The organism is Ruegeria sp. EL01 (assembly GCF_900313035.1).
GTDB lineage: Bacteria > Pseudomonadota > Alphaproteobacteria > Rhodobacterales > Rhodobacteraceae > Ruegeria.
The window spans coordinates 314,591-332,058 of the sequence record NZ_OMPS01000041.1 but is presented as its reverse complement, the minus strand read 5'-3'; the positions used below and the strand labels follow the sequence as shown (position 1 = coordinate 332,058).

General features: G+C 57.8%; 24 protein-coding genes. 5 read left to right on the top strand and 19 right to left on the bottom strand.

Annotated elements, in window-relative coordinates:
• Positions 1-41 precede the first annotated feature (41 nt).
• The 3 genes from D9K61_RS17600 to hmgA are packed head-to-tail and all read right to left on the bottom strand — an operon-like array spanning position 42 to position 3,645.
• Positions 42-992 (bottom strand): MBL fold metallo-hydrolase, encoded by a 951-nt coding sequence (locus tag D9K61_RS17600; RefSeq protein WP_120634475.1) that lies wholly within the window; start codon positions 990-992, stop codon positions 42-44.
• Positions 993-1,002: 10 nt separating this feature from the next.
• Positions 1,003-2,259 (bottom strand): fumarylacetoacetase, encoded by a 1,257-nt coding sequence (fahA, locus tag D9K61_RS17595; protein WP_120634474.1) that lies wholly within the window; start codon positions 2,257-2,259, stop codon positions 1,003-1,005.
• Positions 2,260-2,289: 30 nt separating this feature from the next.
• A complete protein-coding gene (gene hmgA, locus D9K61_RS17590) occupies positions 2,290-3,645 on the bottom strand; it encodes a homogentisate 1,2-dioxygenase (RefSeq protein ID WP_120634473.1) in 1,356 nt (451 codons plus the stop codon).
• Between the two features lie 57 nt (positions 3,646-3,702).
• Between hmgA and D9K61_RS17585 the strand changes: the two genes are divergently transcribed.
• Positions 3,703-4,155 (top strand): MarR family winged helix-turn-helix transcriptional regulator, encoded by a 453-nt coding sequence (locus D9K61_RS17585; RefSeq protein ID WP_120634472.1) that lies wholly within the window; start codon positions 3,703-3,705, stop codon positions 4,153-4,155.
• A gap of 60 nt (positions 4,156-4,215) precedes the next feature.
• Entirely contained in the window at positions 4,216-5,451 is a 1,236-nt protein-coding gene (locus tag D9K61_RS17580) for an adenylate/guanylate cyclase domain-containing protein (protein ID WP_120634535.1), read from the top strand.
• On the opposite strand, the gene D9K61_RS17575 is transcribed toward D9K61_RS17580, so the two are convergent.
• Positions 5,448-6,257 (bottom strand): division plane positioning ATPase MipZ, encoded by an 810-nt coding sequence (locus D9K61_RS17575; protein WP_120634471.1) that lies wholly within the window; start codon positions 6,255-6,257, stop codon positions 5,448-5,450. The genes D9K61_RS17580 and D9K61_RS17575 overlap by 4 nt on opposite strands.
• A 218-nt stretch (positions 6,258-6,475) precedes the next feature.
• Between D9K61_RS17575 and D9K61_RS17570 the strand changes: the two genes are divergently transcribed.
• Entirely contained in the window at positions 6,476-7,363 is an 888-nt protein-coding gene (locus D9K61_RS17570; RefSeq protein ID WP_120634470.1) for an AEC family transporter, read from the top strand.
• A complete protein-coding gene (locus tag D9K61_RS17565) occupies positions 7,360-7,971 on the top strand; it encodes a GNAT family N-acetyltransferase (RefSeq protein ID WP_120634469.1) in 612 nt (203 codons plus the stop codon). Before D9K61_RS17570 ends, D9K61_RS17565 begins: the two co-directional genes overlap by 4 nt.
• Before the next feature lie 100 nt (positions 7,972-8,071).
• On the opposite strand, the gene rpmE is transcribed toward D9K61_RS17565, so the two are convergent.
• The 3 genes from rpmE to D9K61_RS27345 all read right to left on the bottom strand — a co-directional run bounded on the left by rpmE (position 8,072) and on the right by D9K61_RS27345 (position 9,023).
• Positions 8,072-8,293 (bottom strand): 50S ribosomal protein L31, encoded by a 222-nt coding sequence (gene rpmE / locus D9K61_RS17560; RefSeq protein WP_050605278.1) that lies wholly within the window; start codon positions 8,291-8,293, stop codon positions 8,072-8,074.
• An 11-nt stretch (positions 8,294-8,304) separates the two neighbouring features.
• Entirely contained in the window at positions 8,305-8,688 is a 384-nt protein-coding gene (gene rplS / locus D9K61_RS17555; RefSeq protein WP_120634534.1) for a 50S ribosomal protein L19, read from the bottom strand.
• A gap of 161 nt (positions 8,689-8,849) precedes the next feature.
• Positions 8,850-9,023: a hypothetical protein gene (locus tag D9K61_RS27345; RefSeq protein ID WP_216825827.1), complete on the bottom strand. Its 174-nt coding sequence runs from the start codon at positions 9,021-9,023 to the stop codon at positions 8,850-8,852.
• A gap of 45 nt (positions 9,024-9,068) precedes the next feature.
• Here D9K61_RS27345 and D9K61_RS17550 point away from each other — a divergent pair, with 45 nt between their 5' ends.
• The gene (locus tag D9K61_RS17550) at positions 9,069-9,872 is read left to right on the top strand and encodes a GH25 family lysozyme (RefSeq protein ID WP_120634468.1); all 804 of its coding nucleotides are present in this window, start codon (positions 9,069-9,071) and stop codon (positions 9,870-9,872) included.
• A gap of 36 nt (positions 9,873-9,908) precedes the next feature.
• Here the strand turns inward: D9K61_RS17550 and trmD are convergent, their stop codons facing one another.
• From trmD to ffh, 12 genes are all read right to left on the bottom strand, one after another.
• Complete coding sequence (gene trmD, locus D9K61_RS17545; protein WP_120634467.1) at positions 9,909-10,718, bottom strand: tRNA (guanosine(37)-N1)-methyltransferase TrmD; 810 nt, start codon at positions 10,716-10,718, stop codon at positions 9,909-9,911.
• Positions 10,715-11,530, bottom strand: coding sequence for a hypothetical protein (locus D9K61_RS17540; RefSeq protein WP_120634466.1), 816 nt, complete (start codon positions 11,528-11,530; stop codon positions 10,715-10,717). The genes trmD and D9K61_RS17540 overlap by 4 nt, the downstream gene beginning before the upstream one ends.
• Positions 11,530-12,033: a ribosome maturation factor RimM gene (gene rimM, locus D9K61_RS17535; RefSeq protein WP_120634465.1), complete on the bottom strand. Its 504-nt coding sequence runs from the start codon at positions 12,031-12,033 to the stop codon at positions 11,530-11,532. The genes D9K61_RS17540 and rimM overlap by 1 nt, the downstream gene beginning before the upstream one ends.
• Complete coding sequence (locus D9K61_RS27025) at positions 12,026-12,175, bottom strand: hypothetical protein (RefSeq protein ID WP_162946946.1); 150 nt, start codon at positions 12,173-12,175, stop codon at positions 12,026-12,028. The genes rimM and D9K61_RS27025 overlap by 8 nt, the downstream gene beginning before the upstream one ends.
• A gap of 6 nt (positions 12,176-12,181) precedes the next feature.
• Complete coding sequence (gene bluB / locus D9K61_RS17530; RefSeq protein ID WP_120634464.1) at positions 12,182-12,817, bottom strand: 5,6-dimethylbenzimidazole synthase; 636 nt, start codon at positions 12,815-12,817, stop codon at positions 12,182-12,184.
• A 12-nt stretch (positions 12,818-12,829) separates the two neighbouring features.
• Positions 12,830-13,219, bottom strand: a complete 390-nt coding sequence (gene rpsP, locus D9K61_RS17525) for a 30S ribosomal protein S16 (protein ID WP_120634463.1) — start codon at positions 13,217-13,219, stop codon at positions 12,830-12,832.
• 70 nt (positions 13,220-13,289) lie between these two features.
• Positions 13,290-13,586 carry a chorismate mutase gene (locus tag D9K61_RS17520; RefSeq protein WP_120634462.1) on the bottom strand — a complete coding sequence of 99 codons (297 nt, stop codon included), beginning with the start codon at positions 13,584-13,586 and terminating at the stop codon, positions 13,290-13,292.
• Positions 13,583-14,137: a GNAT family N-acetyltransferase gene (locus D9K61_RS17515; RefSeq protein WP_120634461.1), complete on the bottom strand. Its 555-nt coding sequence runs from the start codon at positions 14,135-14,137 to the stop codon at positions 13,583-13,585. The genes D9K61_RS17520 and D9K61_RS17515 overlap by 4 nt, the downstream gene beginning before the upstream one ends.
• The gene (locus D9K61_RS17510) at positions 14,134-14,670 is read right to left on the bottom strand and encodes a GNAT family N-acetyltransferase (protein WP_120634460.1); all 537 of its coding nucleotides are present in this window, start codon (positions 14,668-14,670) and stop codon (positions 14,134-14,136) included. The genes D9K61_RS17515 and D9K61_RS17510 overlap by 4 nt, the downstream gene beginning before the upstream one ends.
• Positions 14,667-15,218, bottom strand: coding sequence for a GNAT family N-acetyltransferase (locus tag D9K61_RS17505; RefSeq protein ID WP_120634459.1), 552 nt, complete (start codon positions 15,216-15,218; stop codon positions 14,667-14,669). Before D9K61_RS17505 ends, D9K61_RS17510 begins: the two co-directional genes overlap by 4 nt.
• On the bottom strand, positions 15,215-15,772 hold the full coding sequence (locus tag D9K61_RS17500) for a GNAT family N-acetyltransferase (RefSeq protein WP_162946945.1): 558 nt from the start codon (positions 15,770-15,772) through the stop codon (positions 15,215-15,217). The genes D9K61_RS17505 and D9K61_RS17500 overlap by 4 nt, the downstream gene beginning before the upstream one ends.
• Complete coding sequence (gene ffh / locus D9K61_RS17495) at positions 15,769-17,277, bottom strand: signal recognition particle protein (protein ID WP_120634457.1); 1,509 nt, start codon at positions 17,275-17,277, stop codon at positions 15,769-15,771. Before ffh ends, D9K61_RS17500 begins: the two co-directional genes overlap by 4 nt.
• Positions 17,278-17,468 lie beyond the last annotated feature (191 nt).

The window sequence follows — 17,468 nt, the reverse complement described above, 5'->3', positions numbered from 1 at the left end:
GCGTTTGTGAAAACGATCTGGATCAATGTCCGCGGACTTTCTTAGTCCTGCAGCGCCTCCCACATCTCCAGATCGCGCTGGGCAGTCCAGATGCGGGGCGTATCGATGCCGCGTGCTTCGTCATAGGCACGTGATACGTTGAATGGCAGGCAGTGTTCATAGATCGCATAGTCTGAAAACTTGGGGTCACATTCGGCCCGCACCGCGTCCCGCGCCTCTTTCAGGGTACCGCCACGGGCAGCCACTTTGGCTGCTGGGCGATATGTGCTGTCCACGAAGTCGCGCGTGCTTTCGATTGCGGCGTTCACCATGTCCTTACCAAGCAACGCATCCCCGCGACCCGGAGCAATTGCGTCTACATCGAACCACTTGATCTCGTCCAGCGTGTCTCCCCAATCGCCAAAATGTCCGTCGCCGCAATAACAGGCCGAGTGGTATTCGACGATGTCACCGGTAAACATCACGTTTTGATCCGGCACATGGATCACGACATCGCCTGCCGTATGGGCCCGGCCCAGATGCATCAGGTCGACTCGGCGGTTGCCAAGATACACAGTCATCGTGTCGCTGAATGTGGTTGTCGGCCAGGTCAGACCGGGAATGCTTTCATGCCCCTGGAACAGACGCGGAAAGCGTTGAAACTCGCTGTCCCAATCTTCTTGCCCTCGTTCGACAACCATAGAACGGGCCATGTCGGACATAAGGATCTGTTGCGCGCCAAACGCGCTGGCCCCTAGCACACGCACCGCGTGATAGTGGGTCAGTGCTACGTGGGTGATTGGCTTGTCGGTGACCGAGCGCACGCATTCGATCACCTTATTCGCCAGACGCGGGGTGGCCTGCGCCTCGACGATCATCACGCTGTCATCGCCAATGATGACCCCGGAATTCGGATCGCCCTCGGCTGTGAAGGCATAAAGCCCCTCACCAACTTCGGTGAACGAGATTTTCTTTTCCGCCATGTCTGTCTGAGACGCAAATGCCTTGGCCATGACAAGTTCCTTATCGCGCGTATGGGGTGTCTAAGGCGGGCAGGATGGTGCCGACACAATCGCCAAATCCGATCGTGTAACCATCGCCCTTTGCCGCGCCTTTCAGGGTCAACGTATCGCCGTCCTCGATAAAGCTGCGTGTTTCACCCGTGTCCAGCGTCAGCGGCTCTTTACCACCCCAGCTGAGTTCCAACAGGGATCCGCGTTCAGGTTTGGTGGCGCCGGAAATTGTACCAGATCCCAGCAGATCACCGGTGTTCATCGGGCAGCCCGATGTCGAGTGGTGCGCCAGTTGCTGCGCGGCAGAGTAATACAATTCACTGTAGTTGGTCCGGGTGATGGTGCTGGCATCTTTGCCATCCGGGGCCATCGTCACTTCCAGATCGATATCATACAGCATCGGACCGCAGTCCTTCAGGTGATCAAGCAATTCGAAGGTGCGTTCAGGCGTGTCGCATCGGAAAGGTTCCAGGGCAGCCTTGGTGACGATCCACGGGCTGACAGAAGTTGCGGTTGTCTTGGCTTGGAACGGGCCCAGCGGCTGATACTCCCAGGCTTGGATGTCCCGCGCGGACCAGTCGTTCAGCAGGACATAACCAAAGATGTTGTCGTCGGCTTCTTGCACGGTGATCGGGCCGTCAGATGCCGTACCGACGATGGCACCCATTTCAAGCTCGATGTCAAAGCGGCGGCTGGGCAGGAACGCAGGCAATTCCTGATCTGGGGATTTCAATTGCCCCCATGGGCGGCGAATATCAGTGCCCGAGACAACAACAGATGACGCCCGACCATTATAGCCAATCGGAATGTGCAGCCAGTTTGGCGGCAGCGCGTTTTCAGCACCGCGGAACATTGTGCCGACATTTTGCGCATGATGCCGACCTGCGTAGAAATCGGTGTATTCACTGACCGCGAACGGCATATGCATCTCGACAGTGTTTTGCGCGACCAGCAAAGGTGCGACCTGGCTTTGCTCCTCCGCCCCGTCTTCCAGCAGGGTTGTCACCCGGTTCCTGAAGGCGGTCCACACAGCTGGCCCTTCCTCCATCAACGGGTTCCAGAAGGGCAGGTCGAACAAGGGCTCATCGGTCAGCGCGATCACCCCCTCGGCTTCGGCCGCAGTGACGTCGAGGATCATGTCCCCGATTGCAACGCCGCATCGGGGCTCAGTGCCATCGATCGAAAAGACCCCATAGGGCAAGTTGTTCAGGGGAAACGGGTGTGACGCATCATTGGCCGAGGTCACCCAGGATTTCATCAAAGGCATGTTTTCTCCAAACCTTGGAAGTTAATACGGTTACTTCTTGCCGGGCGTGCCGTCGAATTTCTTCTCAAGCGATGTCCAGCAATCGATATAGTCATCCTGCAGCGGGGCCTCGGTCGCTGCAAATTGCGTCAGATGCTGCGGGAACCGGGTTTCGAACATAAAGGACATGGTCTGATCCAGCTTGTCGGCTCCCAGATTGGCGTTGGACGCTTTTTCAAAGGCTTCCTTGTCCGGGCCATGTGGGATCATCATGTTGTGCAGGCTCATCCCGCCGGGAACAAAGCCCTGAGGCTTGGCGTCGTATTGGCCGTAAATGTTGCCCATCAACTCGGACATGATGTTTTTGTGGTACCAGGGCGGGCGGAACGTATCTTCCATCACCATCCAGCGCTCGCGGAACAAGACGAAGTCGATATTGGCCGTTCCCGGCTGACCCGAAGGCGCGGTGAGCACGGTAAAGATTGACGGGTCCGGATGGTCGAACAGGATCGCGCCGACCGGGCAATAGTTGCGCATGTCGTACTTGTAGGGCGTGTAGTTGCCGTGCCAGGCGACCACATCCAACGGGCTGTGAGGGATCTTGGTGGTATGAAACTGTCCGCACCACTTGATGGTCACGGTCGAAGGCACCTCTCGATCCTCAAAGGCGGCTATGGGTGCTTTGAAGTCGCGTGGGTTGGCCATGCAGTTGGCGCCAATCGGACCGCGCCCCGGCAATTCGAATTTCTGCCCGTAATTCTCGCAAACAAACCCGCGCGCAGGGCCTTCCAGAACCTCGACGCGGTACAGCAACCCGCGTGGGATGATCGCGATTTCTTTGGGTTCCAGATCAATGATCCCCAATTCGGTCGCGAACCGCAGACGGCCCTCTTGCGGCACCACCAGCAATTCGGAATCAGCCGAGAAAAAATAGTCATCCACCATCGATTCCGTGACCAGATAGATGTGGCTGGCCATACCGACCTGAGTGTTGACGTCGCCAGCGGTCGTCATCGTCCGCATGCCGGTCAGCCAGCTCAGCCCGGCGTCTGAATGCGGAACCGGATCCCACCGATACTGACCCAGACTGATCACATCCGGGTCAACGTAGGGGGCGGATTTCCAGTAAGTCAGGTCGATTTTTTCGTAGCGGTGTGAGTGCTTTACCGACGGGCGAATGCGGTAACACCAGGTGCGTTCCGGCGGGTTGGCGGTAAAGGCTGTGCCGCTCAGCTGCTCTCCGTAAAGTCCATAGTTGCACTTTTGCGGGCTGTTCATGCCCTGCGGCAACGCATCCGGCAGGGCTTCGGTTTCAAAGTCGTTGCCAAAGCCGGGCATATAGCCGGCATGGGTTCCAACGGGCGTACTGGCCTGTGTCATCGAGTGTGGGTTTGTCGGACGATTCATCGTGTGTTCCTCCGTTTGCTACTTGTCGAATAATAGTTGTTTTTGTAACTAACAAGCATGACAAACGATGACTCCGACAAAAAAGATGATTTTGAACTGCAACATTTCCTGCCGTTCCTGTTGAATCAGGCAGCCGAGGAAAGCTCGCTTGATTTTCAGCGGGTCTACAAGGACCGCTATGGCATGCTCAGGACCGAATGGCGGGTGCTGTTTCATCTTGGGGTTTTTGGCCAGATGACTGCAAAAGAGATTGGTGAACGCGCCAAAACCCACAAAACCAAAATCAGCCGCGCGGTTCGCAAGCTGGAACAACGTCGATACCTGACCCGGACCCGGGATCAGGATGACCGCCGGGTGGAATGGTTGACGCTGACACCCGCCGGTAAAACGGTTTATCGTGAATTGCGCGGGATCGCGGAACAGTATGATGCAAAGCAGGCAAACCTGTTCAGTGCAGACGAAGCAGCGCTGCTACGCCGCATGCTCCGGCGCCTTGCCGGAATGGACTAACTACTGGTAATTCTGCGATGGCATCCCCAGATGTGTCACATGCTTGATATGGACAAAAACATGACGTCATTCGATCCCGCGACGGCCCCAGTGACCAACCTGATCGATTGGCTGGTTACCAAAGGGCTTGAAGGCGCTGGACAGGAAGAATTGCTGGAAGAGTTCTGCAATCGGCTTGTCGGGATGGGCGTTCCGCTGATGCGGTTTCATGCGGCGCAATCAACCCTACATCCGGTCTATGGCGGAACGGGCTATAGCTGGTATCAGGACAGAGGCGGTGAATCCGAAAAGTTCGAGAACACTGACACGCCCAGCGAAGTCTGGCAGCGCAGCCCTCTTTACGCTTTGCTGCACGAGGATCTGGGCGAAATTCGTGTCAAACTGGTTGATCAGAATGAACCCAGTCGTTTTCCATTGCTGGACGACCTGCGCGAGGTTGGAGCAACGGACTACTACGCGACAGCCATGTCTTTTGAAAGCTCCGGGCAGGTGCGTCCGAACGGGGTGCAAAAGGCTACCGATGGTGTTTTGATGTCGTGGACCAGCAATGCCCCGAAAGGGTTCGAAGACACAGATCTGTCTGTGATTCGCGAGGTCCTTCCACATCTGGGCCTGGCGCTGAAGTCAGCCAAGAACCAGACAATGGCACGCGATCTGCTGCGTGTTTATCTGGGGCGGGATGCAGGTCAACGCGTCCTGTCAGGTGAAATCCGGCGCGGTTCGCTGCAGCAGATCGATGCGGTAATCTGGAATTTCGATCTGGAAGGGTTCACCAACCTGTCCGAAGAGCTGCCCGGGTTGGATATCATCGAAATGCTGAACGACTATCTTGCCGTTGCCGTTCGCGTGGTTCACGATTGCGGCGGAAACATTCTGAAATTCATGGGCGACGGACTGATGGCCATGTTTGACGTGGGCGAGATCGACGCAGATGCGCGCGCCGCCTTGTCCGCTGTTCCGTTGCTGCAGGCCCGTATGGCCGAGCTCAACGCGCGACGACAGGCCGCCGGACAACCCGTGGCCAATTTTACGCTGGCGCTGCACTCGGGCGAGATTCTGTATGGCAATATCGGCTCGGAAACACGGCTGGACTTCACCGTGATCGGACCTGCCGTCAATCAGGCGGCCCGGATTGCCGGGATGCACCGCTCGTTGGGGCAACGGATTCTGATTTCGGACGATGTCGCCAGTGCGGCGAAGCCGTGCCCGCAGGAACTTGTGTCGGTGGGTCGCTATATGCTGCGCGGCGTGTCCGAGCCCAAAGAGCTGTTCACGATCTATACATCGGCAAGTTAAAAGTCGATCTCAACGCCCGGCAGGTTCAATTCGCGCATCATGTCGCGTAACTCCTGTCGCGCGGCGATGTTCGAGATGTTCAGCTGTTTGACCCCGATATCCTTGAGGTCCAGCAGTGTCAGGCCACGCGGAAACAACTCGCGAAAGATGACCCGCTCGGAAAAGCCCGAGGCGACGCGAAACCCGATGCGCTGCGATAACATCTCGATGGCGCGCTGCATCTTTTCCTTGTTGAGCATACGCTGGGTGCCGACCCGGTTGCGCACAACGACCCAGTCGATCGGTTTCAACCCGGCCTGTGCGCGCAACTGCCGCGCGTTCCAAACCATTTCGGAATAGACCGAAGGGCCTAGAATTTTCTCACCCTTTGAATCGATCCGCGCCAGCAGATCGAAATCGATGAAACTGTCATTCAGCGGTGTGATCAGCGTATCAGCCAGCGAATGCGCCACCTGACTAAGCCGGGTATGCGAGCCGGGGCAGTCGATCAGGATGAAATCGCTGTCGCTTTCCAACTCGGCCACGGCGGCGGACAAGCGGTGGTCATAGATGTTTTCGCCGGGCTTCAATTTGCTGGCGTCAATCTCGGGCAAATCATGATGACGCGGGCTGGGCAAGCCTGTGTCCGCGCCATTCAAAAAGTTGATGCGGTTCTCAAAGTAACGTCCCAGGCTGCGCTGTCGCAAGTCGAGGTCGAGCGTGCTGACCTTGTGTCCCAGCCGTGCCAAAGCGGTGGCCACGTGCATCGACACGGTCGATTTTCCCGCGCCGCCCTTTTCGTTTCCGACCACAATGATATGTGCCATGCTTGTGTTCCCAAGTCGTACCGTGTTTGTCCACACGTTGTTGTGAGCCACTATATGTTGTGTCAGCGGGGAAGGAAAGAACCTCAAGCGGCGCTTTGGGTCAATATCAGTCTCTAATTTGGAAAACCAAGCCCGTATCACGCTTTACAGCGAACCACTTGCTAAAGGCATCCCCCTGATTCACTGTCCAAACCAGTTTTCAGCGAGGAGAGCCCGGGGTGGAGCACCTGTTCCTGAATGTTTTGAACGTCATCCTACCCGTCCTGATTTGCGCTGGGATCGGGTATGGCCTGGCGCTTATCAAGGCGCCATTTGACAACAAGGTCGTTGGTGGGATCGTCTCGAAAGTCGGATATCCGACACTGATCATTTCGCATCTTTCGACGACCAAGCTGGATGTCAGCACCTTTATCGACATGATGGTCGCCGCGACACTGGCTGTCACCGGGTTCGGCCTGCTGGGGTTTGTTGCGCTCAAAGGGATGCGTTTGCCTGTGCGTGCGTTTCTGACGCCGCTGATGCATGGCAATGTGGGCAACATCGGATTGCCGATCACGTTGTTGGCGTTGGGCGATACAGGCATGGCATACACGATGGCCTTCGTTGTTGTTGTGCTGATAAGCATCTTTACCGTTGGTATGTGGATCCCGGCTGGTGAGTTCTCGCCAAAGAAACTTGTGACGTCTCCAATCATCTATGCGGTGATCGTTGCGCTGACCCTGATGGCAACGGGGCACAGCCTGCCGCAACCCATCGCCAAGTCCTTTGACATTCTGGGCGGTCTGTCGATTCCACTGATGCTGCTGACGCTGGGCCACACCCTGGCCACGATGAAGATCAACAGCCTTGGCCGTTCTGTGTTGCTGACGGTGCTGCACCTGCTGATGGCCGTGGCAATCGCCAGCGCGCTGATCTGGCTGTTTGGCTTTACGGGCACTGAACGCGGCGCGTTGATCCTGTGTTGTTTGATGCCTTCATCGGTGGCGACCTACCTGTTCATTGACCAGCACGTTCCAGAATACGGGCCGGACGTTGCCGGGTTCATTCTGGTCTCGACATTGGCGACGATCCTGGTGTTGCCAGTGGCGCTGGCGTACTGGGTATGACCCTACTGATTGAGTGGATTTCCTGTTCACAAAGCGTGACCAAAAGCTGGCGAAAAGTCATACTCATCCATTATGAGAGAGATATGATACCAGAACAATTCAGCACCGAGCGTCTCGTGGTTCACCACTGGGGGACCGTTGTCAGAGATAAGCAACGCCGCAAAAACCTCGTTTCTGCGTTGTACGGCATTCTCACTTCCTCGGTACTCGAACACCTTCCGCCGGCTCTTCAGCTGGATGACGCGGCAGGTGGGGTTTCATCTTGGATTGATGCGCGCGTGGCTGAAAGTGATGTGTTTTTGGTCAATCACAAACAGGGCAAAGAACTTGTTGGCCTGATGATCCTGGCGTGCGATCCAGACGCCGATGAGTTACCGACCATTCACATCGGTTATCTGATAGCGGAAATCGCATGGGGGCAGGGTATTGCCTCGGAACTTCTTGCTGGCCTGGTTTCCGCAATGGCGTCCCGGCGACAGGTGAGGTTGATAGGTGGAGTTTACAAAGGCAATCCCGCCTCAGCCCGGGTGCTTGAAAAAGCCGGTTTCGTTTTAGATTCGAACCTTTCCGAACCTGAGATCGATATGTTTGTCCTTGTTTTGGATTGAGAGGATCACGTCGTGTTCGCGTTGAACTCAGACCCGCCTCTGCTCCAACAAAAAAGCCGCCCCAACGGGACGGCTTTCGCAATCGAATTCTTGGGTGGTCTTAAAAACCCAGACCTTCGTATTTCTTCTTGAACTTCGACACACGGCCGCCCGCGTCCATCAGGCGCGACGAACCACCGGTCCATGCAGGGTGCACGGAGGGGTCGATTTCCAAGGCCAGCTGGTCGCCTTCGGCGCCCCAGGTGGATTTCATCTGAACCACGGTGCCATCTGTCATTTTGACGTCGATGACGTGATAATCGGGATGGATGTCTTTTTTCATCTTTCCGTTCCTTACGCTTCGGCGCCAGCTTTGGGCTTGTAGTTGGTGACCTCTGCGATACGTGCGGATTTACCACGGCGCGAGCGCAGGTAGTACAGTTTGGCGCGACGAACGCGGCCACGGCGGACAACGGTGATGCTGTCGATGTTTGTCGAGAACAACGGGAACACACGCTCCACGCCTTCGCCAAACGAGATTTTGCGAACGGTGAACGAACCGGCAATGCCATTGCCGTTGTTGCGCGCGATGCAGACGCCTTCGTAGTTCTGCACACGGGTGCGCGACCCTTCGGTCACCTTATAGCCGACACGAATGGTGTCTCCGGCTTTGAAATCGGGAATGTCTTTCCCCAGGGCGGCGATCTGTTCCGCCTCAAGCTGTGCGATCAGGTCCATCGCAGGTACTCCTATTTGCTCGTGGTTGGTCCACGAAGTTTGGGCACGGCCTGAGAGCTCTTGGTCTTCACCGGGTCCTGAGTACAGCCCGCCAGAGGTCAGATCGAATGTTCCTTTGATCTGGTCTGCCCTGTCGCGCCATGGCAGAAGAAAGCCGGGCGTCACGTCAGGATGCAAACCAAAACACCGGAGTCGCAAAAAGCGGCACCGGATTGCGGTCGTTTAAGGGCTTTGCGAGGAAGGATCAAGACTAAATCGCTGGGAATTGCAGCATAGGCTGGTGAGATTCCGCCATATGCAAAATGCAGCGTTGCCTTGCGCCCACGATCAGGCATTCTGAAGCCAATAAAAAGAGCAGAGATTTAGAACAGGAACACATCATGCGATTTGCGCTTTTGCTGGCTTTTGCAGGTGCTGTGCTTGTGTCTTGTGGGCGTGGCGGCCCACAACCTCAGGTTATCGAACCTGCACCGGGCGTCGACAGAACAGCACCATCGGTTGTCTACCCGGATTTTGGCGACGATGACCCACATGAATGGGAAGGGCGGCATCCCGGTTTATACCCTGTTCATGGGCTGGATGTTTCGCGCTGGCAGGGGCCGATTGATTGGCGCACAGCCAAGGCTTCGGGGGTCAGCTTTGCATTTTTGAAAGCAACCGAAGGCGGTGACGTTGCCGATCCGCTGTTTGACGACCACCGGCGTGGTGCGCAGGCGGCGGGGGTGCCTTGGGGGGCGTATCATTACTATTACTTCTGCCGCCCGGCACGCGAACAAGCCCGCTGGTTTATCCAGAACGTCCCGAAAGGCGCCGATCTGCCGCATGTCCTGGACATGGAGTGGACGCCGCATTCCAGAACCTGCACCTTGCGACCCGACGGTGCAACCGTGCGCGCCGAAGCCCAAAGGTTCCTTGATATTCTCGAGCGTCATTATGGCCGCCGGCCCATCGTCTACACCACCGTAGATTTTTTCGAAGATACAGACATCGCTCGGCTGCCCCGGACCGAGTTCTGGCTCAGATCGGTGGCGGGTCACCCGCGTCAAGTCTACCCACGGGCGCTTTGGCGGTTCTGGCAATACACGGGCACCGGGTTGGTGCCAGGCGTGCGCGGCCGGGTCGATATCAACACCTTCAATGGTACGCCTGAGACCTGGGCTCAGTGGAAGGCTAGTGGGTCTTAGACCCTAGGCACGCCGTAGGTTGCGACGGTGCCGCCGCTAATCCGCGTTATCCTCTTGGAAAGAAACATATTCCTCCCACATGTCCGGCCGCCGTTCCCGAGTGATATCCGTGGCTTTCTTGTGTCGCCATTCTTCGATGCGCCCATGGTGACCGGACATAAGGATGCCGGGGATCGGGCGGCCGTTCCACTCGGCCGGGCGGGTATATTGCGGATGCTCCAGCAGGCCGGACGAAAAGCTTTCTTCTTCCGTCGAAGCCTGGTTTCCCAGAACTCCGGGGATCAGCCGAACGGTGGCGTCAATCAAGGCTTGCGCAGCGATTTCTCCGCCGGTCATGACAAAATCACCCAACGACACTTCCTGGACCCCGTAGTGTTCGAGCACCCGTTCATCCACACCTTCGAAGCGACCGCACAGCAAGGTCATCCCATCGCAGCGTGCCAGGGTCTGCATCATGCGCTGATCCATCCGGCGTCCACGTGGGCTGAGGTAGATCAGCGGCCAGTTGCCCTGAGCACCTTTCATGGTGTGCTCGATCGCCGCGCCCAGCACGTCGGCGCGCAAAACCATGCCTGCGCCACCCCCTGCGGGTGTGTCGTCAACATTGCGGTGCTTGCCAATCCCAAACTGTCGCAGATCCACGGTTTCCATCTGCCACAGCCCGTCTTGCAGGGCCTTGCCAGTCAGGCTTTCACCCAGAACACCGGGAAAAGCCGACGGGAACAAGGTGATGATCTTGGCTTTCCACACGCCGTGCAAGTCCGGCGTTGGGGTCATCAACTCACGCGGTGTCAGCGTCGGGCGCAGCGCCTTGCGGCCGTGGGATTTGTTGGGCTTCTCTGTCATTTTTGACCGATCATTTCGCTCTGAGCGGATTTAATGACCGCCGTCTTGCGGGCGCTCAGCGCCGCATCTTCCAGTGATGAGCGGTTCAGAGCCAATAGGTCCGCCAGTACCTCTTTAGTCGGGCTGGAGTTGGTTCGGTCGGGGGCTACAAGCCGTGAAGCCTTGCTTCGCGAAAGGTCCAGAAAGTCTGCAAATGGGGTGCCTGGGCCGAATTGATGCTTCTGCAGGTCTTCCAGCCAAGCGGTCTTGACGGTGACCGAAGGAAGCCTCTGACGGATGGTGTCTGCGGTGTCTTGAAGACCTGGCAACTGGTCGAGGTCCGTGCAGAATTCATCGAAATCCCTGACAACCCGGCTGTGCTGCAGGTCATGTGCCCACAAGCTGTACAGCCAGCTGTCCCGCTGCCGTAGGGACAGATACACCGTCATGTCGACCTCTTCCCCCAGAAACCGCCGCCGAACAGCGCTGACAACAGTGGCCACAAGATCCGGTGCCGCAGCGTATCCTTCGACCCTGTTTCGGCTTGGGCGCAGACCCGAGAAATTTTCTTCGCTCAGGATCAATCCGCGTCGGGTGCCGAAATCCAGCTTGCCCAGAAAGTCGTTCAGCCTGATCCCGAAATCGGACAGCGTTGAATCCAAACGGTAAATCGAATGACGTGTTGCGGCTTCGGACAGCCCGGCCTTGCGGGTCTTGTAAGGTAGGGCCAGTGAAAAATGCGGCCAGATCAGCTCACGGTTTTCGTACAGAAACGATTGCGCCGCCGTGGTGCCGGTTTTGTGCAGCCCCAGATGCAGCAGGACGCGTCGCATCAGATCAGGCCCTCGGGCGGGTCGGCAACGATACGGCGCTGATCCAAATCGACTGTGGGTACGGCTTCGAGAGTGAAGGGCAGCAGAACCGTGGATTTCAATCCCGCGCCGTGAAGCTCCAGCAAATCTGTCGCGCCATGGTTCTGAACGGATTTGACCTGACCCAGCAACGTGCCACCGGTGTCATACACATCAAGCCCGATCAGGTCGGTGTGGTAGAATTCATCGTCGGGAAGCGACGGCAACTGATCGCGTCGGGCATAAAGGCGCAGGCCGTTGATCGCGTCTGCCTGTTCCTTGGTCTCGATCCCACCCAACCGGGCCGCAAAGCCGTTTTTGATCGGTCGGGTCAGAACCACAGGATAACGCTCTTGGCCCGTCTCATCCGTTAGCGGGGAATAGGTCTCGATATCTTCAGGCATAGCGCAAAAGCTTTTCAGCCGCACCTCACCGCGTACCCCGTAAGAGCCCGCAATGCTGCCGACGCAGATAAGATCATTCATTGGGCTGGCCCGTCGTTAAGCATATTCCGTTTCGCCATTCTCCAAGCCCATCGCAGGCCTCTTGCTGATTGTTGCGTTCAAAGAACACGCCGACAATAAATGCGATCAGCAGCAGGATGGGAAGTCGTATCAATCCAAACATTATCAATCACCGCGTTTCGATGGGCAGGCAGTTGTCACGGGTTTCCCAGCCGACGCGCTCAAGCTCGGGTATCTCAGAGGGTTCTTCGGGCCAGCCAACGCAAAAATACCCGATGAGCCGCCAGTCACCGGGGACCTGCAGGTCCCGGGCCATCTGGTCGGGGTCAAGTATGGACACCCATCCCAAACCCAGACCTTGTGACCGCAGTGAAAGCCAAAACAGGGTGATGGCAGAAACCACGGAATACCGCCGCATCTCTGGCATAGTGTCGGCACCCAGACCCTGCCCTTTGTCCGTGGCATCGTCGCAGAAAACGGCCAGCTGTACCGGGGCCTCCTGCATGCCGGACAGTTTCAGGCGGCTGTAGAGCTGTGCCTTCTCGCCGGAGTAGCCTGCCAGAGCCTTATCATTTGAACTTTGGAAATTCTCTAGTGCGGCAGTACGTGCCGCTGCGCTTTCGACGCGGATCACGCGCCAGGGTTCGCTCAGCCCCACAGAAGGGGCCAGTCGAAACGTGCCGAGGCAGCGCGTCAGCACTGCCTCGTCTATCGCGTCGGTGCGGAACCGGCGCACATCACGCCGGAGCCGCATCAACAGATCGAACTGCGTGCGAAAATCGTCAGTGAAAGCCTGATCCTGCACGCGCCCGCCTGCTTACTCTTCTGCAGCCGCTTCTTCAGCCGGTGCAGCCGCCGCTTCAGTCGCTTCAGCAGCCTTGGCAGCTTTTTCTTCTACGCGCTCCTGAGCTTTCTTGCCCGGGGTACCCTTGTTTGGGTTGTTGCGCTCGGCCTTGTCACGGGTGCCTGCTGCTTCCAGCATACGTGCGATCCGGTCGGTGGGCTGAGCGCCCTGATCCAGCCAGTACTGAACGCGCTCAACATCCATTTTTACGCGGTCTTCGCTGTCTTTCGGCAGCAGCGGGTTATAGGTGCCCAGCTTTTCGATGAAACGACCGTCGCGCGGCATGCGGCTGTCGGCAGCCACGATGCGGTAGAAAGGACGTTTTTTCGAGCCGCCGCGGGCGAGACGAATTTTCATTGCCATGGTGGTATCTCCTTTGAATGGCGTGACCGGAAGATGTCCGGTTATTTCTGGTGTTTGTTGAACCAAAGGTTCACTTTTGATGTTTCCTGTGGTGTCGGATGACTTCCTGAATAATGAAATTCAGAAAAGCCTTGGCGAAATCGGGGTCCAGATCGGCCTCTTTCGCCAGGTCTTCTAACCGTGCGATCTGCGCGGCTTCGCGCGACGGATCGGACGGGGGAAGGTCGTATGCGGCCTTGAGCTTGCCAACCGCCTGCGTGTGTTTGAACCGCTCGCCCAGCGTATAGACAAGGATCGCGTCCAGCCGGTCGATGCTTTCGCGATGCTCTTTCAACAGCGTGGCAGCCTGTGTCACGGGGTTGGTCATTGGCCGGTCCTCTCAGCGGTCAACGCAGGGGTATCTACGTCAATTTTCGGGTGGCGCCAGATCTGGCAGCGTTTGCCCAACAACTCGGCATTCTCTTGCTCCAGTGTTGCGCCTAGGCGTTCGGCCAGTGCGCGCGAGCGGTCGTTAGCATGGGCGATGTACGAAATCACTCCGTTCAGACCCTGGTGCTGCGCGGCGTAGGTGCGCGCGGCCTGCGCGGCCTCAAAACCAAGCCCCTTGCCTTCGGCCTGCGTCATCAGGGTCCAGCCCAGTTCGGGTTCGTGCCAGCCAGGGGCGTAGATCATACCGGCCCAGCCGACGAAATCCCCACTGGATTTCTCTGTAAGGTGCCACAGGCCATATCCGTTCAGCGCCCAATGACCCAATCGTTTGACCAGAGAATCCCAACTGCCCGAAGCGTCTTTTGGTCCGCCGACCATGTGGCTGCGTTCTGTCGCGAAGAATTCGGTCATCGTGGGCAAGTCGTCCAACGCAGGCGCGCGCAGGACCAGGCGCTCAGTTTCAACCGACGGGATGGTAAAGGTCGTCATACGCCACCCTCCGACAGTTGGTCGGGGCCAGGGTGTCGATAGACCAATTCGGTTCCGTGAGAGACGTTTTCATAGCTGCGCTCGTACTGTGCGCCCAGCCGCTCTGCTAAAGCAATCGAGCGGTTGTTGCCCGGTATGATATTCGAACTCAGCGTCTCGAAACCCAAAACCTCATAGGCATAGCGGCGTACCTCTTCGGCAGCTTCGCGGGCGTAGCCTTTGCCTTCGCCGCCTTCGAACATGACCCAGCCCAGTTCCGGCTCGGGCCAGCCTTCCGGCCCCCAAACGCCAACGATGCCTAAGGGCTGGCCGTCCTTGGTTTCCACTGTCCAGAAACCGTACCCATGCAGAACCCAATGGCCAATCATCGAAGCGAACCAGCGCCACGCCTCGTTGCGGCCCAGCGGACCGCCAAAGCCCCAGCTACGCTCTTTGTCGGCAAAGAACGCAGCAATGCTTTCGAAGTCGCGCGCTTCGGGGCCGCGCAACGTCAGACGTTCGGTTTCGAGCGAGGGAACATGGAGGTCAATCATGCGTAGGCCTCTAGTCCGCCATTCACCAGGTCGGATGGCGCGGGATGCCGCCAAATCTGCGTTTTGCCGAAGGCCGGGTGTTCAAAGATGTAGTCGAACTTTGCGCCCAACCGTTCGGCAACAGCCTTGCTGCCCAGACTGTCAGGGTCGATCAGCGATATCGCCGTATCCCAGCCCAGAACATCATAAGCATGCGCACGCGCGGCCAGCGCAGCCTCGGTCGCATAACCCTTACCGGTGGCGTGGTTCATTAGGGTCCAGCCAATCTCGGGTTCGGGCCAGCTGTGTGGGAACCACAGGCCGATATGGCCGACATAAGTGCCGGTGTCTTTCTCCTCAACGCCCCAGAAGCCATAGCCGCGCATCGCCCAATGCCCAAGCAGCATGGCGATGGTCCGCCACGTCTCATCCGGGCGCTTCGGGCCACCGACAAATTTCGAGGCATCGCTAGCGAAAAACTCTGCCTCGGCCGCAACGTCCGCTTCGCATGGCGCACGCAGGATCAAGCGTTCGGTTTCAAGCCGTGGGATGCTCATGGCGAGTGTCATGCCTGCACCTCGCCATAACGCCAGACACGCTGTTCTGCACCAAAGTTACGTTCAGCAACCTTGTCCCGGGTTGCGTCCAGCCGCTCTGCAAGAGCATTTGAGCGGGCATTGGATTGCGACACGTAGCTTACGAATTGTCCCGATCCCAACAGGTCGAAGCCAAAATCGCGCACAGCTGTGCAGGCCTCGGTGGCGAAGCCTTGTAGCCTGTGTTCGGTGCTGAACATGTAGCCAAGTTCCGGTTCTTGATCGTCCCACTCAAGGCCGAGAATGACGAAGCCAATGACCTGATCATCCTCTTTCAGTGTGACCGAAAACAGGCCGTGGCCGTGCAAAAGCCAACCAGATGTGTAGTACGAAAATTCGGTCCAGGCTTCCTGCTCAGTATCGCCAAAGCTCTCCTTGCAGATCGAAGTCCAAACAGGCAGGTCGTCCAAACTGGGGGCACGCAGAACCAACCGCCGAGTCTGAATGACCGGCAGAGCTGCGCGATACTGCGCTGCTGCCATCGCCGCCTTTCCGGACGGGGGCTGGGTGCAGCGTGCTGGTGTCACTTCTTCTTTCCGAACCCGCTCAGACCCTGAGGCAGGCCCATACCGCCACCAAGACCGGGCAGGCCGCCGGGCATCTTGCCGCCCATCGCCTTGGCCGCCTGTTCCAGCGCCTTGGGGTCCATGCCTGCGGCCATGTCTTCGGGCGAGGGGCCGCCTTTGCCGAACATGCCTTTCATGGCCTGTTTCAGCATCTTGCCTTTGCCCATCTTGCCCATCTTCTTCATCATGTCCGACATCTGCCGGTGCATCTTGAGCAACTTGTTGAGGTCGCTGACATCCATCCCAGAACCCGCCGCGATCCGCTTCTTGCGGCTGGCCTGCAACAGTTGAGGGTTGGCGCGTTCGCGCTTGGTCATGGACTGGATCATGGCGATCTGGCGCGTGAGCACCTTGTCGTCCATGCCCGCGTCTTCGACCTGTTTGGCCATTTTGCCCATGCCCGGCATCATGCCCATCATGCCCTGCATGCCGCCCATCTGGATCATCTGTTCCAGCTGCATTTTAAGGTCGTTCATGTTGAACTGACCTTTGACCATGCGCTTCATCATGCGCTCGGTCTGTTCCATCTCCATCGTTTCCTGGGCCTTTTCGACCAGAGCAACAATGTCACCCATACCCAGAATACGACCAGCGATCCGGTCCGGCTCGAAGGTTTCGAGCGCGTCCATCTTCTCGCCCAGACCGACAAAGCGGATCGGTTTGCCGGTAACCGCGCGCATCGACAGCGCCGCACCGCCGCGCCCGTCACCGTCCATCCGGGTCAGAACGACGCCCGAGATGCCGACCTTGGCTTCGAACTCTTCAGCGACTTCAACGGCGACCTGACCGGTCAGCCCGTCGACCACCAGCAGGGTCTCGCGCGGATCCACCGCGTTGCGAACGTCTTCGACTTCCTGCATCAGCACTTCGTCGATGTGCAGACGGCCCGCGGTATCCAGCATGTAGACGTCATAACCACCCAAGGTGGCCTGCTGCTTGGCGCGCTTGGCAATATCAACCGGCTTTTGGCCCGGTACAATCGGTAGCGTATCCACACCAACCTGCGTGCCCAGAACCGCCAACTGATCCATCGCTGCCGGGCGATAGACGTCCAGCGAGGCCATCAGGACCTTCTTGCCTTCTTTCTCTTTCAGACGCTTGGCGAGCTTACCGGTGGTGGTCGTCTTGCCCGAACCTTGCAGGCCGACCATCAGGATCGGTGCAGGCGGATTATCGATCTTCAGAACGCCGGAATCTTCCTCGCCGCGCAATACCTCGACCAGCGTGTCATGCACGATCTTGACAACCTGCTGACCGGGGGTGATCGACTTGGTGACAGCCTGACCGGTGGCCTGATCCTGAACCTTTTTGACGAATTCACGTGCGACCGGCAGCGAGACGTCGGCCTCAAGCAAGGCCACGCGCACTTCACGCAGGGCGGTTTTGACGTCTTCTTCGGACAGCGCGCCCTGTTTGGTCAGCCGGTCAAAGACACCAGAGAGGCGTTCGGATAAATTTTCAAACATGCCTGCGGCCTCCTAGCCCGGTTTAGAATTGGCGCTTCTTAGATAAGAAACACCGGTTAAATGCACAATTGCCCCCTCCCACACAAATAGACGTGGGGGTAATGCCAAATGGCATTGCCCCCACGGGCGAAACTCGCTGGTGGGGGGCGATCCCTGAACGACTCAAGGGACCGGAAGATCAGACGCTTCCG